The following is a 21,026-nucleotide window of genomic DNA, read 5'->3' on the forward strand; positions in this document are numbered from 1 at the left end:
TTAATGTGAGCGAAGCAGCCTGTTAGCGGGAACCTGCAAAGCAGCTGAACCCGTTCCAAAGCAACAGCCCCACTAAGTGGGGCTGTTTTGCGACGGGAGTTCATTCCCAGTATTTGGTGGTAGTAAGCTTGGAGGCCAGGTTCTTGCTGGCTGCGCGTCTCACCTTGCGTAGATTTGCGCGTTCCTCGGCGAGATCGCTAATCAGCTTCTCTTCCTCCGTTTCCGGAATAACGGAAGGGACCGAGCTCGGAGCCCCGTCCTGGCCGATTGCCACGAAGGTAAGGAATGCGGTTGCCGCCACAGCGCGCTCTCCGGTGTATAGATTCTCGGAGATGACTTTGACGAAGACCTCAATGCTGGTTCGTCCGGTCCAGGAGACAAAGGATTCGAAGCAGAAGGAGTCGGTTGGACGGATCGGAAGAAGGAAATCGACAGAATCGGTGGAGGCGGTGACGACGTTGCAGCGGCAGTGTCGCATAGCCGAGATGGAGGCAACTTCGTCGATGTTGCTCATCAGCTTGCCGCCAAAGAGGGTTTTATGATTGTTAATGTCATTCGGGAAGACTCTTCCCGTCTTGAACACGCGTGACTCCCTGCAATATTTCGAAGCCGGGACGGCCGGCTGGGAGGATTCACTCATGATATCGGCTTCCTTTCCGTGTAATGATAAGCCTTAATAATAATAGAATTCGCCAATTCGCGCAATACTATTAATAATGTCTATGGAAGGCTGCAATTTTGCTCGACTATATTTGACATACTTTGGATGGTTATCTAACACAGCGAGTTAGAGAAAGCGATTTCTTGAGGAAAAATGCAAATTTTATTTAACCTTCGGTCATTAAGTGACTGGATTTTACCTATTCTACCCGTTATAATTTGATTCAATGGCATGTCCAAATGAGAGTATAGAAGACATCCAAAATCTAAGGGGGATCTCAATCGATGAAAAAAGTTATGAAGCTGTCTCTTGTTATGCTGCTTGCTTTCACGGTCATCCTGGCCGGCTGTGGCAAGAACAATAACAACGCGGGAAACAACGCGTCCGGAGACACCGGTACCAACACAGGCACTAACGCAGCAGCCAATACAGGAACCGGCGAAGCAACAACAGATAACTCGAACATTAAAATCGGTATGGTTACCGACGTAGGCGGAGTTAACGACAAATCGTTCAACCAATCCGCTTGGGAAGCTCTCCAGGCTCTTGAGAAAGAAAGCGGCATTAAAGCTCAATACCTGCAAAGTAAGTCCAATGCCGATTATGAACCGAACCTGAACCAGTTCGTAAAAGACGGCTATGCCCTGACTTGGGGCATCGGATTTGACCTCGGGGACGCTGTGAAGAAAGTAGCTACTGAGAACCCGGACGCCAAGCTGGCGATCATTGATAGCGTGGTTGACGCTCCTAACGTTGAGTCCGTTACCTTCTCCGAGAACGAAGGCTCGTTCCTCGTAGGCGTGGTAGCAGGTTTGACCACGAAGAGTAACAAGGTTGGCTTCATCGGCGGTATGGAAAGCCCTGTAATCAAACGTTTCGAAGCTGGCTTCAAAGCAGGCGTCGCAGCGGTTAATCCTAGTGCAAAAGTAACAGTTACCTATGCAGGTGCTTACGACAAGCCTGATACCGGTAAATCCCTTGCAGCAACGCTTTATGATGCAGGCAACGACATCATCTTCCCGGCAGCCGGCGCAACTGGCAACGGCGTATTCAACGAAGCGAAATCCCGCAACAAAGCAGGCGGTTCGAAGGTTTGGGTAATCGGCGTCGACAAAGACCAATCCCTCGAGTTCGGCGATGACGTAACGCTGACTTCCATGGTTAAGCGCGTAGACGAAGCTGTTAAGACGGTTTCCAAGCAAATCATGGACGGCACGTTCAAAGGCGGTTCGACAACCGTTCTGGGTCTGAAAGACAACGGCGTAGGTCTGCCTGATACTTCCAAAGCTAACGTAAGCGCGGATATCCTGGCTAAAGTAGACGACTACAAACAGCAAATCATCGACGGCAAGATCACGGTTCCTAGCGAATAATTCTGTTCCATCGGCAACCAAACGAATACTTCGAATATGAGGATCAAGGCCGGTTCTATAACTGGCCTTGTTCTCAGTTAAACAGCGGATACGGTACATGGGGCCCGGCTAAGATGCGGGCCCATCCGTCTGCTTACAAGCAGTAAAAAGGTAAAGGCCGGCCTTCATGAGGGAAGTGTCCAGCCGTGCCCATATGTATATTTCATTCTGTAATGAGGGTGATTCCATGAGTGCTGCGGCTCCTGTCGTAGAGTTGAAGCAAATCACAAAACGATTTCCCGGTATTGTCGCCAACGACTCCATCAGTCTCACGCTCGAAAAAGGCGAGATTCACGCTCTTCTAGGCGAGAATGGGGCGGGCAAATCCACATTGATGAACATAGTATTCGGGCTGTATCAGCCTGATGAAGGCAGTATTGAAGTTGGCGGGAAACCGGTTGTCATCGACAGCCCGAACCGGGCCATTGAGCTTGGGATCGGTATGGTGCATCAGCATTTCAAGCTGGTGGAGCCGTTCACCGTAACCGAGAACATCATCCTTGGAATGGAGCCGAAAAAAGGCCTTAAAATCGACTATAAATCCGCAGCGGATCAGGTTCGCAAGCTGTCGGAGCTGTACGGTCTTCAAGTCAATCCGCATGCCAAAATTCACGATATCTCGGTCGGTATGCAGCAGCGGGTGGAAATCATGAAGACGTTGTACCGCGGCGCGGATATCTTAATATTTGACGAACCGACCGCTGTGCTGACCCCTCAGGAGATCAATGAACTGATGGCCATCATGAAGCGTCTGGTCGCCGAAGGCAAGTCCATTATTCTGATCACCCATAAGCTGAAGGAGATCATGTCCATTTCTGACCGTGTAACGATCATCCGGCGCGGTAAAGTGATCGATACGGTCAAGACCTCGGAGACGAATCCGAACGAACTGGCCGAGAAGATGGTCGGCCGCGGCGTTTCGTTCAAGATCGACAAGGAGGAGCCGAAGATCGGCGGCACCATCCTGAAGCTGGACGGCGTGAACAGCAAGAACAAGGAAGGCATCTCTGTACTCAACAACTTGGGCTTTGAAGTCAAGGCGGGAGAGATTCTGGGCATTGCCGGAGTCGACGGTAACGGGCAGAGCGAGCTGATCCAGGCGATCACCGGTCTGCGCAAAATCGATTCGGGCTCCATTCAGGTGGAAGGCCGCGAAATCGCGAATCTGTCACCCCGCAAAATTTCGGAGATGAACGTTTCCCATATTCCGGAGGATCGGCACAAGCACGGGCTTGTACTCGACTTCTCCCTAAGCGAGAATATGGTTCTGGAAACCTATTATAAGCATCCATATAACCGTAACGGATTCATGAATTTCGATCTTATCGATAAGCATGCGGAAGAGCTGGTTCAGGCATTTGACGTGCGGACGCCGTCGATTCAGAACAAGGCGCGCTCATTGTCGGGCGGTAACCAGCAGAAAGCGATTATTGCTCGGGAAATAGACAAGAAGCCTACGCTGCTGATCGCAGCTCAGCCGACCCGCGGCCTGGACGTAGGGGCTATCGAATTTGTGCAGAAGCAGCTGGTGGCCCAACGGGATCAAGGCAAGGCCGTATTGCTCATCTCATTTGAGCTGGATGAAATCATGAATGTCTCCGACCGGATTGCCGTCATCTACGAAGGTCAGATTGTCGGTGAGGTTTATCCGAAGGATACGAATGATCAGGAGCTCGGACTCATGATGGCGGGCAGCCTGAAGCGGGGAGGTAAGACGGTTGAACAAGCTTAGAAAAATACTATCCGGCGACAGCTACATCGTGCCGCTCGTGGCGATTGTGCTCGGCTTTCTCGTCGGAGCCGTCGTCATGCTGATCGGCGGCTATGATCCGATCGCTGCATACGGAGCGCTATTCAAACGCGTATTCGGCAGCGCCTACGACTTCGGCGAAGCAATCCGCGAGATGACGCCGCTTATGCTGACAGGTCTGTCCGTGGCCTTCGCGTTCCGTTCCGGCATGTTCAACATCGGGGCGGACGGACAGGTGCTTATTGGCATGACCGTAGCTTCCGTCATCGGCATCAAGTTCGCCGGCTTGCCTTCATTCCTGCTTGTTCCGCTGGCAATCATCGGAGCAGCCCTGGGCGGCGGCCTGTGGGCCGGTATTGCGGGCTACCTGAAGGCCAAGCGGGGCATTAATGAAGTTATCACGACGATCATGCTTAACTGGATTGGACTGTATTTCGCGAACTATATCGTACGGAATTTCCTGCTGATTCCGGGACAGAACCGTTCGGAGGATATTCCGGCATCCATGTCCATGACCTTCCTGAATTCCATCTTTGATAATGCCCGTCTGCACTGGGGTACGGTCATTGCGATTCTTGCCGCAGTGTTCTTCTACGTCTACCTCTGGAAGACGAAGCAGGGTTACGAAATGCGTGCGGTTGGTCTCAACCCGCATGCGGCTGAGTATGCGGGCATGAACGTGGGCCGCAACGTCATGAAAGCCATGTTCATCGCCGGCGTGTTCGCGGGTCTTGCCGGCGCAGGCGAAGTGCTGGGCGTGTTCCATTACCAGTCCGTATTCGCGGCATCGCCAGGCTACGGCTTTGACGGCATCGCCGTTGCGCTGCTTGGTCTGACGCATCCGTTCGGGGTCATTCTGGCCGCCATTTTGTACGGTATGCTGACCTACGGATCGGCGGGCATGAGCTTTAATGCGGACGTGCCGCCGGAGCTTATCCGGATCGTGATCGGGTCCATTATTTTCTTCATTGCGGCCCAGGGTATTGTGCGCTTTGTGCTCAAGCCGTTTTATTTCAAGCGCAAGAAAGAGAAGGTGTTATAGATGGATCTGACCACGCTGGGCCAAATGCTCAATACGACGCTCGTATTCTCCACAGCGCTCATATTTGCCTCTCTGGGTGGCATCTTCTCTGAACGTTCGGGCGTAGTCAATATCGGAATTGAAGGTCTGATGACCTTTGGCGCCTTCGCAGCTGCCGTCGGCGGCTACTACGCCGAGGACGCCGGCCTTGGCGTCTGGGCTCCCTGGATCGGCGTGCTCTGCGCTATGGCCGTTGGTGTAATCGGAGCGCTGATTCATGCGGTCGCTTCGATTACCTTCAAGGCGGACCAGACGATCAGCGGTACGGTCATCAACTTCCTGGCGGCGGGCAGCACCCTGTATATGGTCAAGCTGCTGTTTGAAGGAGCAGGCGAAAGCCCGCTGATCAACGGCTTCGACAAATATGCCATTCCGGGACTGTCCAAAATTCCGGTTATCGGTCCCGGACTATTCAACAACTATCCAACGACCTATCTGGCCATCATCCTGGTAATCGTCGTTTATCTGGTGCTGTTCAAGACGCCGTTCGGTCTTCGCCTGCGGGCGGTAGGCGAGCATCCGAGCGCAGCCGATACGCTGGGCGTCAAGGTCAACCGGATGCGGTACATCGGCGTTATGCTCAGCGGTCTTCTGGCCGGCATCGGCGGTGCGACCATTACGCTTACGACGACCGGAACGTTCGCCCATAACACCATTTCAGGACAGGGCTTTATTGCGATCGCCGCGATGATCTTCGGCAAGTGGAACCCGCTTGGCGCTTTCGGTGCTGCGGTATTCTTCGGCTTCTCGCAGGCGATCCGCAATTATGTGCAGTTGTTCGGATGGTCCCAGGATATTCCCCAGGAATTCATCTACATGATTCCGTATGTTCTGACCATTATCGTTCTCGTCAGCGCAGTAGGCCGTTCCTCGGCGCCCAAGGCACTGGGCCAGCCTTACGATCCAAGCAAACGGTAACGCTGTGGTCTTCGGCGAGGAGCCGGAGATAAAGCGACGCTTCTCTGCAACCGCATGTACCGGCTCTGTTCCGGGGTATGCGGTTGTTTGTGTTTGCATAGGTACATTTGCATTTCATCATCTCGATTGGGCGGATAAACAGGCGCTCTGAAGTGGGACGGCATACACTGCTCTTGAACACAGCATAACGGCCTGTGATACAAGCGGGGTCAAGTCTTTGCGGTCAGGCAGCAGGACGAGGCTCTCCGTTGGCTTTGGCTGGAAGCATGCTGATCAAGTCAAGAGGAGGGATATTATGGCACAACGGGTGACCAAGAAGCAGGTGATGAAGCTGGTGGGCAAAAATATCATAGCGGTGAAAAAGGACGGCACCAGCGTAACCGGCAGACTGGTCCGTGTCTCCGGCAATCGTCTGATCCTTGAACCACGCAAAGGCAAAAAAGTGCAAACCAAAGCACTGATCCCGCTGGTCCTGTTCGATCTGCTTGCCATAGGAACGGCACCTTATGTTTACGGCTATCCCGGATACCCTGCCTACTCTAAGCCTTACGGTCACGGTTACGGTTACGGTCCCAATTATGGAGCGGGCTACGGTTCCGTCGGTCCTTACCCATACAGACCTTATTGACCCAAGCCTTTATTCGCAGGAAGCTTAGAAGCCCGGCGGAAAAAACCGCTTCTCCATCTCATAGCACATGCTCTGCGGAGAATAGCGCATAATGGAATATCCCAGCTTCTCGTAAAAGGAAAGGCCGGCGGTATTTCCGATATCGACGGCAACCTTGGAACGAATGCAGCCGCGTGATAGTGCAAACCGCTCTGCATGATCCATAAGCAGATTGCCCCAGCGCTTCCGCTTGGCGGGAGCGGCGACGGCCAGCATATCGATGAACAGCAGGTCCCCGTGCAGCAGGAAGTGGACAAAACCTAGCGGACTGCTGTCATAGTCGGAACTGGCCACCAGAGTGACTCCCCGCCCGAGACGGCGCGGGAGTTCTTTTTTGATCTGACTTAACTCTTTTTCGGACAAATGCGATAACGGTACAAGCTCGGTCTCAATCAGATGATGGATGGTTACATCATCCTGTTTGGGTCTGCGGTAGCGAATCACGATGCTCCCCCCTTCCACTTTGGTCATATATCATATGTCTGATAGGGGGTTCCAGGTTCCGCAGGGACTGCGACAAAATAAAGGATTGACTAACCGTGTAAGGAATCATATAATGTGTCTAAACATTTTATTGACTATAGTCAACGGCAATGAAGAGGACGAAGTTTTAAGGGCTCTTTTGACCAGAGAGCGGGTGGAACTGCTGAAACCACCGCCAAAACCCCTTATATACGAGCTCACCTCGGAGCTGTTCTCCTGAAAGGTCCGCTTGCTTCAAGGGCGGAATTATTAGGGAGAATCGTTTGGGTCCACGTTACGGATTTCGGGTTGCAGAGATCGGCTTAACGCCAACATCGATGGGTCTTTGCATACCTGCCAAGGCATTGCATCGCGAGATGCTCTGCAAAAATGGGTGGTACCACGGAAGCTCAGCCTTTCGTCCCTCACACGCTTATGCGGTTAGTGGGAGGCGAAAGGCTTTTTGTATTGTGCCGGAATGTCCTGATGAAAATGGCGATCGTCGTTTGTTATAGAAGACTGACAATTTGCAAGGAGGATGACTGAATGATGACGCAAATACCGGAAGCACGGTCGACTGAGGAACTGCGGGAGAAATGGCAAACGCCGGAAGTGATTACCGGATCGGAAATCTTGCTCCGCAGCCTGGTGCTGGAGGGTGTCGATACCGTGTTCGGATATCCGGGCGGCGCCGTTCTGTATATTTACGATGCGCTCTATGGATTTACGGATTTCAACCATGTGCTGACCCGGCATGAGCAGGGAGCGATTCATGCGGCGGACGGCTACGCCAGAGCGAGCGGCAAGGTAGGCGTCTGTATCGCCACTTCCGGTCCGGGTGCAACGAACCTGGTTACCGGCATCGCAACGGCTTATATGGACTCGGTTCCGCTGGTGGTCATTACGGGCAACGTCTTCTCCAGCCTGATCGGTACGGATGCGTTCCAGGAAGCGGATATTACCGGCATTACGATGCCGGTTACGAAGCATAGCTATCTGGTTCGCAACGTGGAGGATCTGCCGCGAATTATCCACGAAGCCTTCCACATCGCGTCCACCGGACGCAAAGGCCCGGTGCTGATCGATATTCCGAAGGATGTATCCGCCACGAAGACGCTGTTTACCCCAGCCAAGAACGTGAACCTGAGGGGCTATAACCCGCGCACGGTTCCGAACAAGCTTCAGCTTGACAAGCTGGTTCGCGCCATCTCCGGAGCGGAGCGTCCGGTCATTATCGCCGGCGGCGGCGTCATCTATTCAGGAGCGCATGAGGCCATGTATGAATTCGTGAAGCGGACTGAGATTCCGATCACGACAACCCTTCTCGGCTTAGGCGCATTCCCGAGCGGCAACGAGTTATGGATGGGCATGCCGGGCATGCACGGCACCTACACCGCGAACAACGCGATTCAGCAGTGCGATCTGCTGATCAACATCGGCGCCCGGTTCGACGACCGGGTGACGGGCAAGCTGGACGGCTTCGCTCCGCATGCCAAGATCGTCCACATCGACATCGACCCGGCCGAGATCGGCAAGAACGTGACGCCGGACATTCCGATTGTCGGCGATGTCAAGACCGTGCTTGAAATGCTGATTCCGGAAGTGGGCCGTGCTTCGAAGGCCGATGCCTGGAGAGAGCAGATCACCCAGTGGAAGCAGGAGAAGCCGCTTCGTTACAACGACACGGAAGATGTACTGAAGCCGCAATGGGTTATCGAGCTGATCAATGACACAACCAAAGGCGAAGCGATCATAACGACGGACGTCGGCCAGCATCAGATGTGGGCCGCGCAGTATTACAAGTTCAACCAGCCGCGATCCTGGATCACCTCGGGGGGACTCGGAACGATGGGTTTTGGTTTCCCGTCGGCCATCGGTGCCCATTTTGCCAAGCCGGACCGTCTGGTCATTTCGATCAACGGAGACGGCGGTATGCAGATGTGTTCCCAGGAGCTGGCGATCTGCGCCATCCACAATATTCCGATCAAAATCGTTGTAATCAATAATCAGGTGCTTGGCATGGTGCGTCAGTGGCAAAATCTTATTTACGAGAAGCGTTACAGCTACACGGATCTGGCCGGCAGCCCTAACTTTGTGAAACTCGCCGAGGCATATGGCGTTAAGGGAATCCGGGCCACCACGAAGGAAGAAGCAAGAGAGGCCTGGCAGGAAGCTATGAATACGCCGGGACCGGTGCTGGTGGAATTCCTCGTCTCGAAGGACGAGAATGTCTACCCGATGGTAACCCAAGGCTCGACCATCGATCAAATGCTGATGGGGGATGAAGAATAGTGGCAAGAAACACCATTTCCGTGCTGGTCAACGACCAGCCCGGAGTACTTCAGCGGGTGTCCGGCCTGTTCGGCCGGCGCGGATTCAATATCGAGAGCATTACGGTAGGCCAGTCCGAGGAGACGGGGCTCTCCCGGATGGTCATCGTCACACTGGGTGACGAAGAGCAGCTGGAACAGATCGAGAAGCAGCTCTACAAGCTGATCGATGTCATCAAGGTGGTGGATCTCAGTTCCAAGCCAATGGTCGCACGCGAGCTTGCGCTGATCAAGGTGAAGGCCGATCCTTCCGAACGGCCGGAAATCATGGGCGTTGTCGAGACGTTCCGCGCTTCCGTCGTCGATATCGGCAGCACCAGCCTGCTGGTGCAGGTTGTCGGGGATACGCAGAAGATCGATGCAATGATCGAGCTGCTGAAGCCTTACGGCATCCGGGAGCTGTCCCGCACCGGTGTTACGGCCATGATTCGCGGCAACGTATAAAGAACTGTATAATATAGAAGGCTTCGGGCGCGCTCCCGGAGAAAGCCTTCTGAAGCGGGATTATAATCGGAAGTCCTTTAATTTACGGCTTTAACGGATTACTGCTTTTTGGCGCTATAAGTTAAGGTATGATACAGGTATAATAATTTGACGACAGGGTTCCCGTTGAAGAGCGGGATCTTGAGGAGAAGAGATGAACAGGTTCTTCTCCTGAAGCACCCGCTCTTTATCCGGGTTCCAATTAAAAGGAGGATTTTGACAATGGCAGTAACAACGTATTACGAGCAGGATGGAGATCTTAGCGTATTAAAAGGTAAAACGATCGCGGTTATCGGTTATGGCAGCCAAGGGCATGCCCAGGCGCAGAACCTGCGCGACAGCGGGCTGCAGGTCATTATCGGGCTCCGCGAAGGCAAGTCCTTCCAGACTGCGAAGAACGACGGCTTTGAGGTGCTGCCGGTCTCCGAAGCGGTATCCCGTGCGGATGTGGTACAGATTCTGATGCCTGACGAAACGCAGGCTGCCGTATATAAGAACGAAATCGAACCGAACCTGAAGAAGGGCGCGGCTCTGATGTTCTCCCACGGCTTCAACGTTCACTTCGGCCAGATCGTGGCTCCGAAGGATTCCGACGTGCTGCTGGTTGCTCCAAAATCCCCTGGACATATGGTGCGCCGCACTTATGAAGAAGGCTTCGGCGTTCCTGGCTTGATCGCAATCGAGCAGGATGCGACTGGCAATGCCAAGGCAATTGGCCTCGCTTATGCCAAAGGCATCGGCTGTACCCGCGCCGGAGTTATCGAAACCTCCTTCCGCGAAGAGACCGAAACCGACCTGTTCGGCGAACAAGCCGTACTGTGCGGCGGCGTAACCGCCCTGATCAAAGCGGGCTTCGAGACGCTGGTTGAAGCCGGATACGCTCCGGAAATGGCTTACTTCGAGTGCCTGCATGAAATGAAGCTGATCGTCGACCTGATCTATGAAGGTGGTATGGCGAAGATGCGCGATTCCATCAGCAATACGGCTGAATACGGCGACTATGTAACCGGACCGCGCGTTGTAACCGATGAAACGAAGAAGGCGATGAAGGCTGTCCTGAGCGACATCCAGCAGGGTAAATTCGCCCGCGACTTCATCCTGGAGAACCAGTCTGGCCGTGCTTTCCTGACGGCTACCCGCCGCAACGAAGCCGCTCATCCGATCGAAGTGGTCGGCGGACAGCTTCGCGAAATGATGGCCTGGATCAAGAAATAAGCAGCGCAATATAAGCTTAACTTGAGAATTATCTTCATATAGTATCTTATTTCTATTTATAAGCAGTAAATCTTCAGGTGCGGCTCCGCGAGAATGCGGGCCGCATTTGGAGCGTTTGCACATTACGAGTACAAGGAGGTGCCCGGCATGCGGAGAATATATGTGTTCGATACCACGCTGCGTGACGGCGAACAGTCCCCCGGCGTTAACCTGAACACTCGCGAGAAGCTGGAAATCGCCTACCAGCTGGAGAAGCTGGGGATCGACCGGATGGAGGCCGGGTTTCCCGCGGCATCGCCGGGCGACTTGGCCGCGGTTGACGCGGTTGCCAGGGCGGTCAAGAATGTAACGGTTATCGGCCTTTCCAGGTCGCGGGAGAGCGATATTGATGCCGTCCGCGAAGCGCTGAAGGGCGCTCAGGACCCCTGCATCCATATCTTCCTTGCAACTTCGCCGATTCACCGCCAGCACAAGCTGCGGATGGAGAAGGCGCAGGTGCTGGAGACGGCCCAGGCTGCGATTCGTTATGCCAAGAAATACTTCTCGAAGCTGGAGTTCTCGCTGGAGGACGCCGGCCGGACCGAGCTGGATTTCATGGCCGAAGTCGTTGCGATGGCGGTGCGTGAAGGCGCGAACGTCGTTAATATCCCGGATACGGTTGGTTACCTGAACCCTTCCGAATATGGTGCGATTTTTAAATATCTGAAAGAAAATGTTCCCGATATCGACCGCGTGCAGCTCAGCGCGCACTGCCACAATGATCTGGGAATGGCGACGGCCAACACACTGGCGGCCATTCAGAACGGAGCGGATCAGATCGAGGGCACGATCAACGGGATTGGCGAACGCGCGGGCAATACCGCGATTGAGGAAATCGCCATGGCCCTTGAGACGCGGAGCGAATTTTTCGGCGCCAAGACGGGTCTTGTGCTGTCGGAAATTTCCCGCACCAGCCGCCTGGTCAGCAAGCTGACCGGCATGGTCGTGCCAGGGAACAAGGCGATCGTCGGCGCCAACGCTTTCGCACATGAGTCCGGCATTCACCAGGACGGCATGCTGAAAGAGAAGACGACGTACGAGATCATGACGCCGGAGACGATCGGGCTGAAGGAGAGCAAGCTGGTGCTCGGCAAGCACTCCGGACGCCATGCGTTCCGCGACAAGCTGAGCGATCTTGGCTATGAGCTGCTGGAAGACGAACTGAATGCGGCATTCGCCAAATTCAAGGATTTGGCCGACAAGAAGAAGGAAGTATCCGATGAGGATATTCTGGCGCTGCTGGAAGAACGGCTGGTCGACACGCCAGAGGTCTTCAGCCTGCGTACACTCTATGTCACCTACGGCAATGAGGCGACGCCTACGGCGAAGCTGGTGCTGAACGGCCCTCCGGAGGAGCCGATTGTCGTCGTGGCCGAGGGCAACGGCTCGGTAGACGCCATTTACAACGCCATCGACCAGGCGACGGGCGAGGAAGTCAAGCTGGACGACTACTCCATCAAATCCGTCAGCCAGGGCAAGGATGCCCAGGGCGAAGTGCATGTCATCCTGTCCCAGGGCATTGTAGCCGCGGCGGGCAGAGGACTCAGCACCGATATTCTGGAAGCCAGCGCCCGGGCGTACCTGGACGCGTTGAACAAGCTGATCGAGAAACGGAAGACGTATACGAAGCGCGAGAACGCTCATCTATAGCTCATAGCCTGCCTGTATTTTCGTTTTCAGGAAAGGTGTTTTTCAAGGACTGCTTCGCAAGACCGGATGAATCCGGCGGCGCGGCAGTCTTTTTTTGTCGGAGAAATAGGCCTGGCTTCCCAGTGAACGGAGGACTTGTTCAGAAATTGTTTAGATGGATGGGCTAGAGTAGACAGGAGAGAGAGGAGGGCAACATGGGTTATTCCATTCAAAAACCACCATCTAACCAACAACGGAGGTACATAAGGCCGATGCGTAAAAAGAATATTGCGAAGTTTCTGATATTTCTGCTGCTTGTCACCCAGTTGGCCTATGGATTTGGCTCGACGCCGCGTGCGGAAGCTGCGCAAATCGATCAAGATCGAAATATCATTACGAGTGTCTCCATGGCTGTCTATGACAAGAACGGAAACACAGTCACGGATGCAGTGTACGAGCAAGGTTCCAAGGTTCAATTGGACTACACCTGGGAGCTCCCTTCGACACCCAAGTATCAAAGCGGGGACACCTACACATTTAAGCTCCCCGACGCGTTCAAAATGTACAATGACGTTCAAGGACCGCTGACCTTTGAGGGGATAAGTGTCGGCACCTTTACGGCCATTGCAGCCACGCATGAAGTGGTCATGACGTTCAACGATTATATGGAAACGCATGATCCGGTTCATGGCACGCTGACCCTTAAGACGGAATTTGACAAGCAGGTTATAGTAGGCTCCTCAGAGCAGACCGTCGTATTTCCGTTCAATGGAGGGAACTGCAACGTAACGCTGTTCTTCAAGCCGGCGAACGCCTCAATCATTGAAAAATCCGGGACGCCCCGCGGATTTAACGCCAAGGCCATCGATTGGCAGGTCGACGTGAACAAGGTACTGAACAGTGTATATCAGGCACAGGTGACTGACGAAATTCCTGCCGGTCTAACGCTCACGACCCCGCTTGACGTTAAAGTCTATGAGCTGAACGTTAATCTTGACGGTACGGCCTCGCAGGGCAGCCTCGTTAACGGAAGCCTGTATACGCTGGATACAACCGGCGGAAACCTGAAGCTGAATTTTGTGAATTCTCCGATAACCAAGGCATACCGGATTCAGTATTCCACGAAAATTGATGATGTGGACGCCGCCAGCTTTACGAACAAGGCGATCATCTCGGGGACCAATCAGCCTGCAACATCGGCGACGGCGACGGCAACTGTGAACTACGGCAAGCCTCTCGCCAAGTCCGTAGATCAATACAATGCCAGCACGCAGACCATTTCCTGGTCTGTCAAATACAATTACAATGAGAGAGCTATTGACCAGAGCGTTGCTTGGATCAGCGACTACTTCGATGATGTCCACAGCCTTGTTCCCGGCACACTGACAGTCTATCCGGTCACGCTCGATTCCTCAGGTAATGAGACGAAAGGCGCTGCGCTGCCGGCTTCGGATTACTTGGTGACGCCGCAGACTGACGCAACCAAGCATCTGGAAGGGTTCAAGCTGCAGTTCAACAACAATGTCACGTCCGCGTACCGGATCGAGTATCAGACCAAATCGGATGACCGCGTCTATGATTCGGCCACGATTCATAACAGCGTGATCTCGGGAACCGTTGCCGTTCCGGCAACCGCCCAGAAGGATATATCACAGGTCGTCATCGATAAAGGTACGGGAACCGCTGATTATGTGAACAAGACGATAGGCTGGAACATCAAAATCAACGGCGACAAGTACGATATGTACAATGTCAAACTGACGGACAGCTTCCCTCAGGGCGGCCTGACGTTTATTCCTTCCACCCTGGTGATTAAGGACGAGAGCGGGACTACTGTACCTTCCACCGTGTTTAATGTGACTTACGTCACTCCGGTGACGGTGAACGAGGGCTTTACGATTGAATTCACCCAGCCGCTGCATGGGCCATATACGATCAGCTATCAGACCGAATTTAATAATGACTGGCTGACGTACGACTGGCTTGACCCTGCGAAGTCGGCGTCTTACAAGAATAACGCGCATATCGAATGGAAGGAGTCGGCGTCAGCTACCGCAGTGCTGGACAAGGACGATACGGCAACCTTCGATCCGCGCGCCGAAGTGAAGAACAACGGCTTCAAGAGCGGGTCCTATAACGCAGTTACCAAGGAAATCACCTGGACTGTAGGCCTCAATTACAATGGCAAAAGCTTGAACAACGCCATATTGACGGATACCCTCCCGGCAGCCGAAGAACAGGCGATTATTCCAGATTCGGTGAAAGTGTATCACATGGATATTGCGTCAAACGGCAACCCATCCCCGGGTGTAAGCGTCGATGAGGACGATTATACGGTGAACTATGCCAATCCGCTTCAGGTTACGTTCAAAGATCCCATTAATTCGGGATATTACGTCGTGTTCAAGACGAGCCTGACCGGAGAATTGGTGGGAGCGACCGCGAACAACTCGGCTCAATTGACCGCAGATGGCGACAATGCTTCCAAGGTTCTAACCGCATCGGTGAACATCCCGCAAGGGGGCGAGTACGTCGACAAGACGGGCGCGCAGAGCGGCGCCAAAATCAATTGGACCGTCAACATCAACCGCAACCAATCTCATGTGGAAGATGCAGTAATCAAGGACGATCCAAGTGATAATCAGCTTCTGCTGCCTGATTCCTTCCACCTCTATCCGACCAAGGTAACAACGGGCGGAACAGTGACCAAGGATACGACGAAGCCGGAGCTTGTCAAAGGCACGGATTATACGCTTGAGATTGTTACTGATGATAATACCGGCAAGCAGAGCTTTACGCTGGGCTTCACTTCGGCTATTGACAATGCGTATATTCTGGAATACCAATCGTTGATCGTAGCGAATAACGGGGATACCGTCGGGAATAAAGTATCTTTCGAAGGCAAGAACCGGGTTAGCGTTACGAAAGATACGACCAAGGAAATCATCGTAGGCGTCACCAGCGGCTCGGGTACGGGCAGCGGCGTCAGAAGTGTTCTGACTGTGAAAAAGGTGGACGAGAATGATTCGTCCAAGCTGCTTAGCGGGGCGACTTACGAGCTGTATCGCGTGTCCGGCACTGACCGGGCGCTGGCAGGTACAGCGACCACGGGAACAGATGGAACGGCACAATTCAAGAATCTGTGGGCCGGCAGCTATGTGCTGATCGAGACCCAGGCGCCGACAGGTTATGTGCTTGATAACCAGGAGTATCCTGTGACGCTCAATTCGGCGACCACCATCACGCGGACGAATAAACTGGTGCCATCGCCGTCGCCATCACCGTCACCAGTAACGCCATCAGCTGCGCCGCCGTCGCCAACACCAATACCATCGCCGACGCCAACGCCATCAGCACTGCCGCCTGTTACGGCCTCGGTCGCGCCATCCGTAGCGCCATCTGTGGCGCCATCTGTAGCGCCATCCGTAGCGCCATCTGTAGCGCCAACGGTGTCAGAAGCGCCGACGGTGTCGGAAGCTCCAACGGTGTCAGAAGCACCAGCGGTTTCGGCAGCGCCAGCATCGGAAGTGCCTTCAGCGACGCCTGAGCAGCCAACACCTGCGCCGGTAGCGGGCGGATCGGTGACACCAACGCCTTCAGCGACGCCGACAACAACTCCGTCCGCAACGCCGACGCCATCGGGCACGCCGGCCACGGCAGCTCCTTCGGCCACACCTTCGACCGCTCCGGCGGTATCGGCCACTCCGGCTGTACCGCAGCCTTCTCCATCGGCTATCCCCACACCGGATGCGCTGCAGGAGAAGACGATCCAGGATACGCCGATTGAGGGCGAGATTCCGCTGGGTGGCAATCCAAAGGTAGGCGAACAGCCCGATCACGGCAAGATTGAGCTGAGACCGGATGGCAAATGGGTCTATACACCAGATCCTGGCTACACCGGACCTGATAAATTTACCATTATTACAACAGATGAGAACGGCAATGAACAGGAGACGGAAATCGACATTCTGGTTGACGAAATACCAACCGGGGTGGTGGTGGCTTCACCTTCTCCGGAGGGAACAGGAGGCAAGAAAGGCAACTCCGGCGTTCTTCCGAAGACGGGAGAAGCCAGCCATTTCCCTCTCTATGCAGGCGGAGCCGGGCTTGTTCTGATCGGACTGATCTTGACGAGGCTGACCAGACGCAGCGGCCGTTCGGGACAATGATGAATAACACTGACTAAATAACAATAACACCCTGGCCGGGCTTCCGGTCAGGGTGTTTTGCGGCTACAGCTTTTTCAGATTATGGGCCCGCCACTGCATGTACCACATCTTGATCGCTGAGGGAACCTCGATGCCAAGCTCTTCACTCAGCAGCTTCTCCAGCGCTTGGTATTGCTCTTCCACAGCCGCATGCTCTCCCATGCTTTCATACAATTTCATCAAGCCCCAATGCCCCTGCTCGAAAAGGGGTTGAAGCTCCACTATTTTCCGGTAGACGATAATCGCTTCGAGAGCCCTTCCGCATTCCGCGTAGAACTCTGCCAATTCCGCTCCATGGTGCAGCAGGATGGTCCGCAGCCGCTGCCGTTCGCTTTCCGCCCACATATAATCATAAGCTCCGAGATAATCCCCTATGTACAGCTCGAACAGTTGCTGATGACTGCCGCAGTTGAGGGCATTGACAGGCCCCAATTGGAAGATGCCCTGCTCCCACTCCATAGCATCAATCCGGACGCCTTCGGTCATCAGCGAATACCCACCGCCATCGGCATTGACGAGCTGGAGATCGACACCAGCCTGCTTCAGGCATTGCCGGACCTGATAGATGGTCGTGTACAGATGGGCGTAAGCCTGTTTGGACTGAAAGTCCGGCCACAGCAGCTCGATTAACCGGTCCTTGCTGACGAAGCGGTTCCGGTTATGCAGCAGATAGGCGAATAATTCCTGCGCTTTTGCCGTGCGCCACTTCATCCCTTCGATCGGACGGCCTCCACGCAGAAAGCGCAGCGATTGCAGACAGCCAATCATAATGGCATTCTCCGGGCCAGACGGGGCTGGTGCGGAGCGGGATATTCGATCTTTGAGCCGCAGCAGCGTTTTATGGAACCGTTCCTGCCGGACCGGCTTCAGCACATAATCGAGCGCATTCACTTCAAAGGCCTCCAGCGCATACTTATTGTACGCGGTAACAAAGACGATTTCTGTCTGGGGACATAGCTCCAGCATCCGTACCGCCGCCTCCAGGCCGTCGATCTCGGGCATGTCGATATCCAGAAAGATTACATCGGGCTTGAGCGCCGGCAGCGCCCTGATGGCTTCCAGGGGATCGATAAATGTCCCGGCAATCTGAACATCAGGGGATTCCTTCAGCATAAGCTCCAGTTTGATCAAAGCAAGCCGCTCATCATCCACAAGCACTGCTTGAATCACATCCATTCACCTCCGGATAATATTCCATAACCTTTATATCGCCATACCTGTCCATTTTGCAAATAAGGCATCGCAAGTTTCTTGAATGATGGATCATATTCGTTAACCTGAATGGACTTTTTTCGTGTAAGATATGGGACGAAGACAATGTATTTTTTGTTGCAGGGTAAAAGCAAATCCATTCGTCAAATGATATATAGAGGGGGAGGGGAGAAAGCTGGAAGAAGCGGAATGGATATCAGCCGTGCTGAACGGCGACCGCCAAGCCTTTGCGCATTTGGTGACGCGCTATCAGGCCATGGTATACCGGGTTTGCGTCAAAATTACAGGAGAATCCGAGTCGGCCAAAGATATGGCCCAGGAAGTATTCATTAAGGCTTACAAGGCCCTTCCCTCCTTCCGGGGACAATCCTCGTTCTCTACATGGCTGTATCGGATTGCCTATCATGCCTGTCTCGATTACAAACGGTCGAATGACAGGGAATGGCGCTATCGCACTTCTGCGGATGTTACGGAGAATGATTATGTCACCTCCAGGACACCGGAGCAGGATGTGTTGCGCAAAGAGGCCTCCGAAGAACTGGGCCAAAGTGTGAACAGCCTTGCCGAACCGTACCGGTCGGTCGTGCAGCTGTACTACTTCAATCAGCAGTCCTATCAACAAATTGCGGAAGCCAGGGGCGTGTCGGTCAAAACCGTAGAATCCCAGCTGTACCGCGCCAGACAGATGATGCGAAGGAAAGGGGAGATGTGGGAATGAGATGCGAACAGATAATGGAATGGTTTCCCCGGTATTTACAAGGAAGCTTGTCTCCCCTGGAGACGCGTGAAGTTACGCGCCATCTCGGATCATGTCCCGCCTGTGCGCGGTGGCTGGAGGAAGTCCGGGAGATGGAAGCACTCTGGAAAGAGATGGAGCCGGATTTCGGCATGCACTCGGCGCAGAGTGGAGAGGTTCCTGATCTTGTCATACCGGTCATGGCCGAAATCGAGAAGTTGGAAGCAAGCCGCAGGGATGCCGGAGCGAAGCCGCAGGTGACGGGCAGACGCTTTCAGGTCAGAACCTCATGGCTGCATTATGGGCTCGCTGCCTGTCTTACCTTCGTTCTGGTTCAATTTGGCGTGTTCGAGCATTTGGGCTACGGTTTATCAGAAATGAACGGCCATATGTCAACTTCGGTTACGGAGTTCTTCGGGGCTTCAAACACGCAAGTTCATGGCAAATAACGAGTGAAAGCTCCGGCACAATAGCCGGGTGAAACCTATTCAGTGATTCGGGAGGAACTTACATGATTAAGAAGAAACGCTGGCTAACCTTTATGCTGGCTATGGCGCCCGGGGTCGGGCATCTGTACCTGGGATTCAAAAAGCAGGGCCTGCAGTTTATGATCGGCGCCTTTATCTGCATCATCTTCATACCTTCGATGCCGTCGGTCTTTCCCTTCGCCTTGGCGGCGCTGTGGTTCTACCAACTGTTCGACGCCTTGCAGAGGGCGACCTGGAACAAGATGGCCGCTGCGGAATACGACCGGATGATGTATAGCCAGGATATGTATGGCGGTGATCTGCCGTGGCCGCCCCTGTCCATGCCGCATATGCCCGATTATCCGAAGGATGACCTGGATTCGGCCTGGGTGGGAGGCGCCTGTATCCTCGCAGGTTTCCTGCTCCTGTTGATTACGGCGTTCCCCGACCTGTGGCGGCTGCTTACGGATATCAACATCGGCACGATTCTGCTGTCGCTGGGGCTGATCGCCTATGGTTATCACATGCTTAAGAAGAATAAAAGGGTATAGAAACGGGGAAACGATCGATTATGGGCAGATGGAAAATCGGAAGCTTAACGGCAGCGCTCGGCTGCGTTGCGCTTGGTGTCATATTGGTGCTGGTCCAGTTAGGCGTTCTTACCTATGAGACGCTCGGTTATTTATGGCCGGCTCTGCTCATTATGCTCGGTCTCGAAATGCTGCTCAGACTGCTTGGGCGAAGCGAGACGAAGAGCCGAACCAGCGGCTGGGCCGTGGTGCTCATTGTGATATTGGGATGCGTCAGCGCGGGACAGTCCGTTCTGGCAGGCGGAACATTTGGCTCGCTGCTGGGACGGAGCCATCTGGCAGCCATTCAGGGAGAGGTGTCGATCAAGGATACCGTCAAAAAGGTTATCATCTCCATCCCCGGCGGCAAAGTGACCGTCAACGGAACCGGAGACGGCACGCTGAAATATGAGGGTAGTCTCATGTCGCCTGGCAGCACCAAGGAGGAAAGCCAGCAGACGCTGAACAAGAACTGGCGGGCGGTGGAAGTAGGGGATACGCTGACCCTTGAGCTGGCATCCGAGAGCAATTGGCTCTCCAGCATCACGATCGGGCTGAATTTCAGTTCGCCCTATCTGAATGTAAGCCTGCCTTCGAATCTTGAAGTAACCATTCATACATCCGATGGAGCGCTGAACGTGTCCGATCTGCAGGCCGGGGTGAAGGCTGATACTTCGAACGGCAGAATCGAGATGAAGGATATTCAGGGCGGCGTGGAAGCGGGCTCCAGCAACGGCGCCATACTGCTTCAGCAGGTGGACGGAGGAGCTTCGGTGACAAGCTCGAACGGTGCGATCACGTTGGAGGATGTGGGAGGCAAGGTGCACGCGAAGAGCAGCAATGGCAAGATCGTCATCCATTCCGGGATTTCAGGAGACTGGGATTGCAAATCCAGCAACGGCGCCGTTACGGTAACGGTGCCCAAGAATTCGGACGCCCGAATTATCGCGGATACCAGCAACGGCTCTATGAAAGGCAGCGTGGACTGGCAGAAGGAAGGGGACGATCACGGAACCGCGACGATCGGCGGAGGTACGCATACCGTGAACCTCAACACGAGTAACGGCAGTGTTACAGCGGATGTGGAGGAGTAACAAGCAGACTTGACCTGAGATTCATCCTTTCGGAAAATGCGAAAATCATAAAGCCGTACCTCCGGTTGATCGCCGGATGGTACGGCTTTGCTT

The 21,026-nt window shown here is 54.1% G+C and carries 17 protein-coding genes; 14 read left to right on the forward strand and 3 right to left on the reverse strand.

What is annotated here, in order from left to right:
* Window positions 1-100 precede the first annotated feature (100 nt).
* Complete coding sequence (locus tag KIH86_RS13080) at window positions 101-640, reverse strand: acyl-CoA thioesterase (protein WP_223085611.1); 540 nt, start codon at window positions 638-640, stop codon at window positions 101-103.
* Window positions 641-945: 305 nt separating this feature from the next.
* Here KIH86_RS13080 and KIH86_RS13085 point away from each other — a divergent pair, with 305 nt between their 5' ends.
* The 5 genes from KIH86_RS13085 to KIH86_RS13105 all read left to right on the forward strand — a co-directional run bounded on the left by KIH86_RS13085 (window position 946) and on the right by KIH86_RS13105 (window position 6,450).
* A complete protein-coding gene (locus KIH86_RS13085; protein ID WP_223085610.1) occupies window positions 946-2,034 on the forward strand; it encodes a BMP family lipoprotein in 1,089 nt (362 codons plus the stop codon).
* Window positions 2,035-2,260: 226 nt separating this feature from the next.
* On the forward strand, window positions 2,261-3,805 hold the full coding sequence (locus tag KIH86_RS13090; protein WP_223085609.1) for an ABC transporter ATP-binding protein: 1,545 nt from the start codon (window positions 2,261-2,263) through the stop codon (window positions 3,803-3,805).
* A complete protein-coding gene (locus tag KIH86_RS13095; RefSeq protein ID WP_223085608.1) occupies window positions 3,792-4,865 on the forward strand; it encodes an ABC transporter permease in 1,074 nt (357 codons plus the stop codon). The genes KIH86_RS13090 and KIH86_RS13095 overlap by 14 nt, the downstream gene beginning before the upstream one ends.
* On the forward strand, window positions 4,866-5,822 hold the full coding sequence (locus tag KIH86_RS13100; RefSeq protein WP_223085607.1) for an ABC transporter permease: 957 nt from the start codon (window positions 4,866-4,868) through the stop codon (window positions 5,820-5,822).
* Between the two features lie 295 nt (window positions 5,823-6,117).
* Window positions 6,118-6,450 (forward strand): hypothetical protein, encoded by a 333-nt coding sequence (locus KIH86_RS13105; RefSeq protein ID WP_223085606.1) that lies wholly within the window; start codon window positions 6,118-6,120, stop codon window positions 6,448-6,450.
* 24 nt (window positions 6,451-6,474) lie between these two features.
* Here KIH86_RS13105 and KIH86_RS13110 read toward each other — a convergent pair whose 3' ends face one another.
* The gene (locus tag KIH86_RS13110) at window positions 6,475-6,960 is read right to left on the reverse strand and encodes a GNAT family N-acetyltransferase (RefSeq protein ID WP_262416527.1); all 486 of its coding nucleotides are present in this window, start codon (window positions 6,958-6,960) and stop codon (window positions 6,475-6,477) included.
* A 537-nt stretch (window positions 6,961-7,497) separates the two neighbouring features.
* On the opposite strand from KIH86_RS13110, the gene ilvB reads away from it, so the two are divergent.
* The 5 genes from ilvB to KIH86_RS13135 all read left to right on the forward strand — a co-directional run bounded on the left by ilvB (window position 7,498) and on the right by KIH86_RS13135 (window position 16,816).
* Complete coding sequence (ilvB, locus tag KIH86_RS13115) at window positions 7,498-9,243, forward strand: biosynthetic-type acetolactate synthase large subunit (RefSeq protein ID WP_223085604.1); 1,746 nt, start codon at window positions 7,498-7,500, stop codon at window positions 9,241-9,243.
* A complete protein-coding gene (gene ilvN / locus KIH86_RS13120) occupies window positions 9,240-9,725 on the forward strand; it encodes an acetolactate synthase small subunit (protein ID WP_038694424.1) in 486 nt (161 codons plus the stop codon). Before ilvB ends, ilvN begins: the two co-directional genes overlap by 4 nt.
* Before the next feature lie 261 nt (window positions 9,726-9,986).
* Window positions 9,987-10,979, forward strand: coding sequence for a ketol-acid reductoisomerase (gene ilvC, locus KIH86_RS13125; protein ID WP_038694425.1), 993 nt, complete (start codon window positions 9,987-9,989; stop codon window positions 10,977-10,979).
* A gap of 147 nt (window positions 10,980-11,126) precedes the next feature.
* Window positions 11,127-12,668, forward strand: a complete 1,542-nt coding sequence (locus KIH86_RS13130; RefSeq protein WP_223085603.1) for a 2-isopropylmalate synthase — start codon at window positions 11,127-11,129, stop codon at window positions 12,666-12,668.
* Window positions 12,669-12,919: 251 nt separating this feature from the next.
* Entirely contained in the window at window positions 12,920-16,816 is a 3,897-nt protein-coding gene (locus tag KIH86_RS13135) for an LPXTG cell wall anchor domain-containing protein (RefSeq protein WP_223085602.1), read from the forward strand.
* Between the two features lie 63 nt (window positions 16,817-16,879).
* Here the strand turns inward: KIH86_RS13135 and KIH86_RS13140 are convergent, their stop codons facing one another.
* Complete coding sequence (locus tag KIH86_RS13140; protein ID WP_223085601.1) at window positions 16,880-18,025, reverse strand: response regulator; 1,146 nt, start codon at window positions 18,023-18,025, stop codon at window positions 16,880-16,882.
* Between the two features lie 235 nt (window positions 18,026-18,260).
* On the opposite strand from KIH86_RS13140, the gene KIH86_RS13145 reads away from it, so the two are divergent.
* The 4 genes from KIH86_RS13145 (at window position 18,261) to KIH86_RS13160 (ending at window position 20,933) form a co-directional block, all read left to right on the forward strand.
* Window positions 18,261-18,785 (forward strand): RNA polymerase sigma factor, encoded by a 525-nt coding sequence (locus KIH86_RS13145; RefSeq protein WP_268964160.1) that lies wholly within the window; start codon window positions 18,261-18,263, stop codon window positions 18,783-18,785.
* The gene (locus KIH86_RS13150) at window positions 18,782-19,252 is read left to right on the forward strand and encodes a zf-HC2 domain-containing protein (RefSeq protein ID WP_223085599.1); all 471 of its coding nucleotides are present in this window, start codon (window positions 18,782-18,784) and stop codon (window positions 19,250-19,252) included. Before KIH86_RS13145 ends, KIH86_RS13150 begins: the two co-directional genes overlap by 4 nt.
* 62 nt (window positions 19,253-19,314) lie before the next feature.
* Window positions 19,315-19,821, forward strand: a complete 507-nt coding sequence (locus KIH86_RS13155; protein WP_223085598.1) for a hypothetical protein — start codon at window positions 19,315-19,317, stop codon at window positions 19,819-19,821.
* A 20-nt stretch (window positions 19,822-19,841) separates the two neighbouring features.
* The gene (locus KIH86_RS13160) at window positions 19,842-20,933 is read left to right on the forward strand and encodes a LiaF transmembrane domain-containing protein (protein WP_223085597.1); all 1,092 of its coding nucleotides are present in this window, start codon (window positions 19,842-19,844) and stop codon (window positions 20,931-20,933) included.
* Window positions 20,934-21,026: the final 93 nt, after the last annotated feature.

Source organism: Paenibacillus sinensis, assembly GCF_019904155.1.
GTDB lineage: Bacteria > Bacillota > Bacilli > Paenibacillales > Paenibacillaceae > Paenibacillus_AQ > Paenibacillus_AQ sinensis.

What these genes read in the sequence shown, in the direction of transcription:
- KIH86_RS13080 (WP_223085611.1), bottom strand. Translation starts at nt 640, where the DNA reads ATGAGTGAATCCTCCCAGCCGGCCGTCCCGGCTTCGAAATATTGCAGG.
- KIH86_RS13085 (WP_223085610.1), top strand. Translation starts at nt 946, where the DNA reads ATGAAAAAAGTTATGAAGCTGTCTCTTGTTATGCTGCTTGCTTTCACG.
- KIH86_RS13090 (WP_223085609.1), top strand. Translation starts at nt 2,261, where the DNA reads ATGAGTGCTGCGGCTCCTGTCGTAGAGTTGAAGCAAATCACAAAACGA.
- KIH86_RS13100 (WP_223085607.1), top strand. Translation starts at nt 4,866, where the DNA reads ATGGATCTGACCACGCTGGGCCAAATGCTCAATACGACGCTCGTATTC.
- KIH86_RS13105 (WP_223085606.1), top strand. Translation starts at nt 6,118, where the DNA reads ATGGCACAACGGGTGACCAAGAAGCAGGTGATGAAGCTGGTGGGCAAA.
- KIH86_RS13110 (WP_262416527.1), bottom strand. Translation starts at nt 6,960, where the DNA reads ATGACCAAAGTGGAAGGGGGGAGCATCGTGATTCGCTACCGCAGACCC.
- ilvB (WP_223085604.1), top strand. Translation starts at nt 7,498, where the DNA reads ATGATGACGCAAATACCGGAAGCACGGTCGACTGAGGAACTGCGGGAG.
- ilvC (WP_038694425.1), top strand. Translation starts at nt 9,987, where the DNA reads ATGGCAGTAACAACGTATTACGAGCAGGATGGAGATCTTAGCGTATTA.
- KIH86_RS13130 (WP_223085603.1), top strand. Translation starts at nt 11,127, where the DNA reads ATGCGGAGAATATATGTGTTCGATACCACGCTGCGTGACGGCGAACAG.
- KIH86_RS13135 (WP_223085602.1), top strand. Translation starts at nt 12,920, where the DNA reads ATGCGTAAAAAGAATATTGCGAAGTTTCTGATATTTCTGCTGCTTGTC.
- KIH86_RS13150 (WP_223085599.1), top strand. Translation starts at nt 18,782, where the DNA reads ATGAGATGCGAACAGATAATGGAATGGTTTCCCCGGTATTTACAAGGA.
- KIH86_RS13155 (WP_223085598.1), top strand. Translation starts at nt 19,315, where the DNA reads ATGATTAAGAAGAAACGCTGGCTAACCTTTATGCTGGCTATGGCGCCC.
- KIH86_RS13160 (WP_223085597.1), top strand. Translation starts at nt 19,842, where the DNA reads ATGGGCAGATGGAAAATCGGAAGCTTAACGGCAGCGCTCGGCTGCGTT.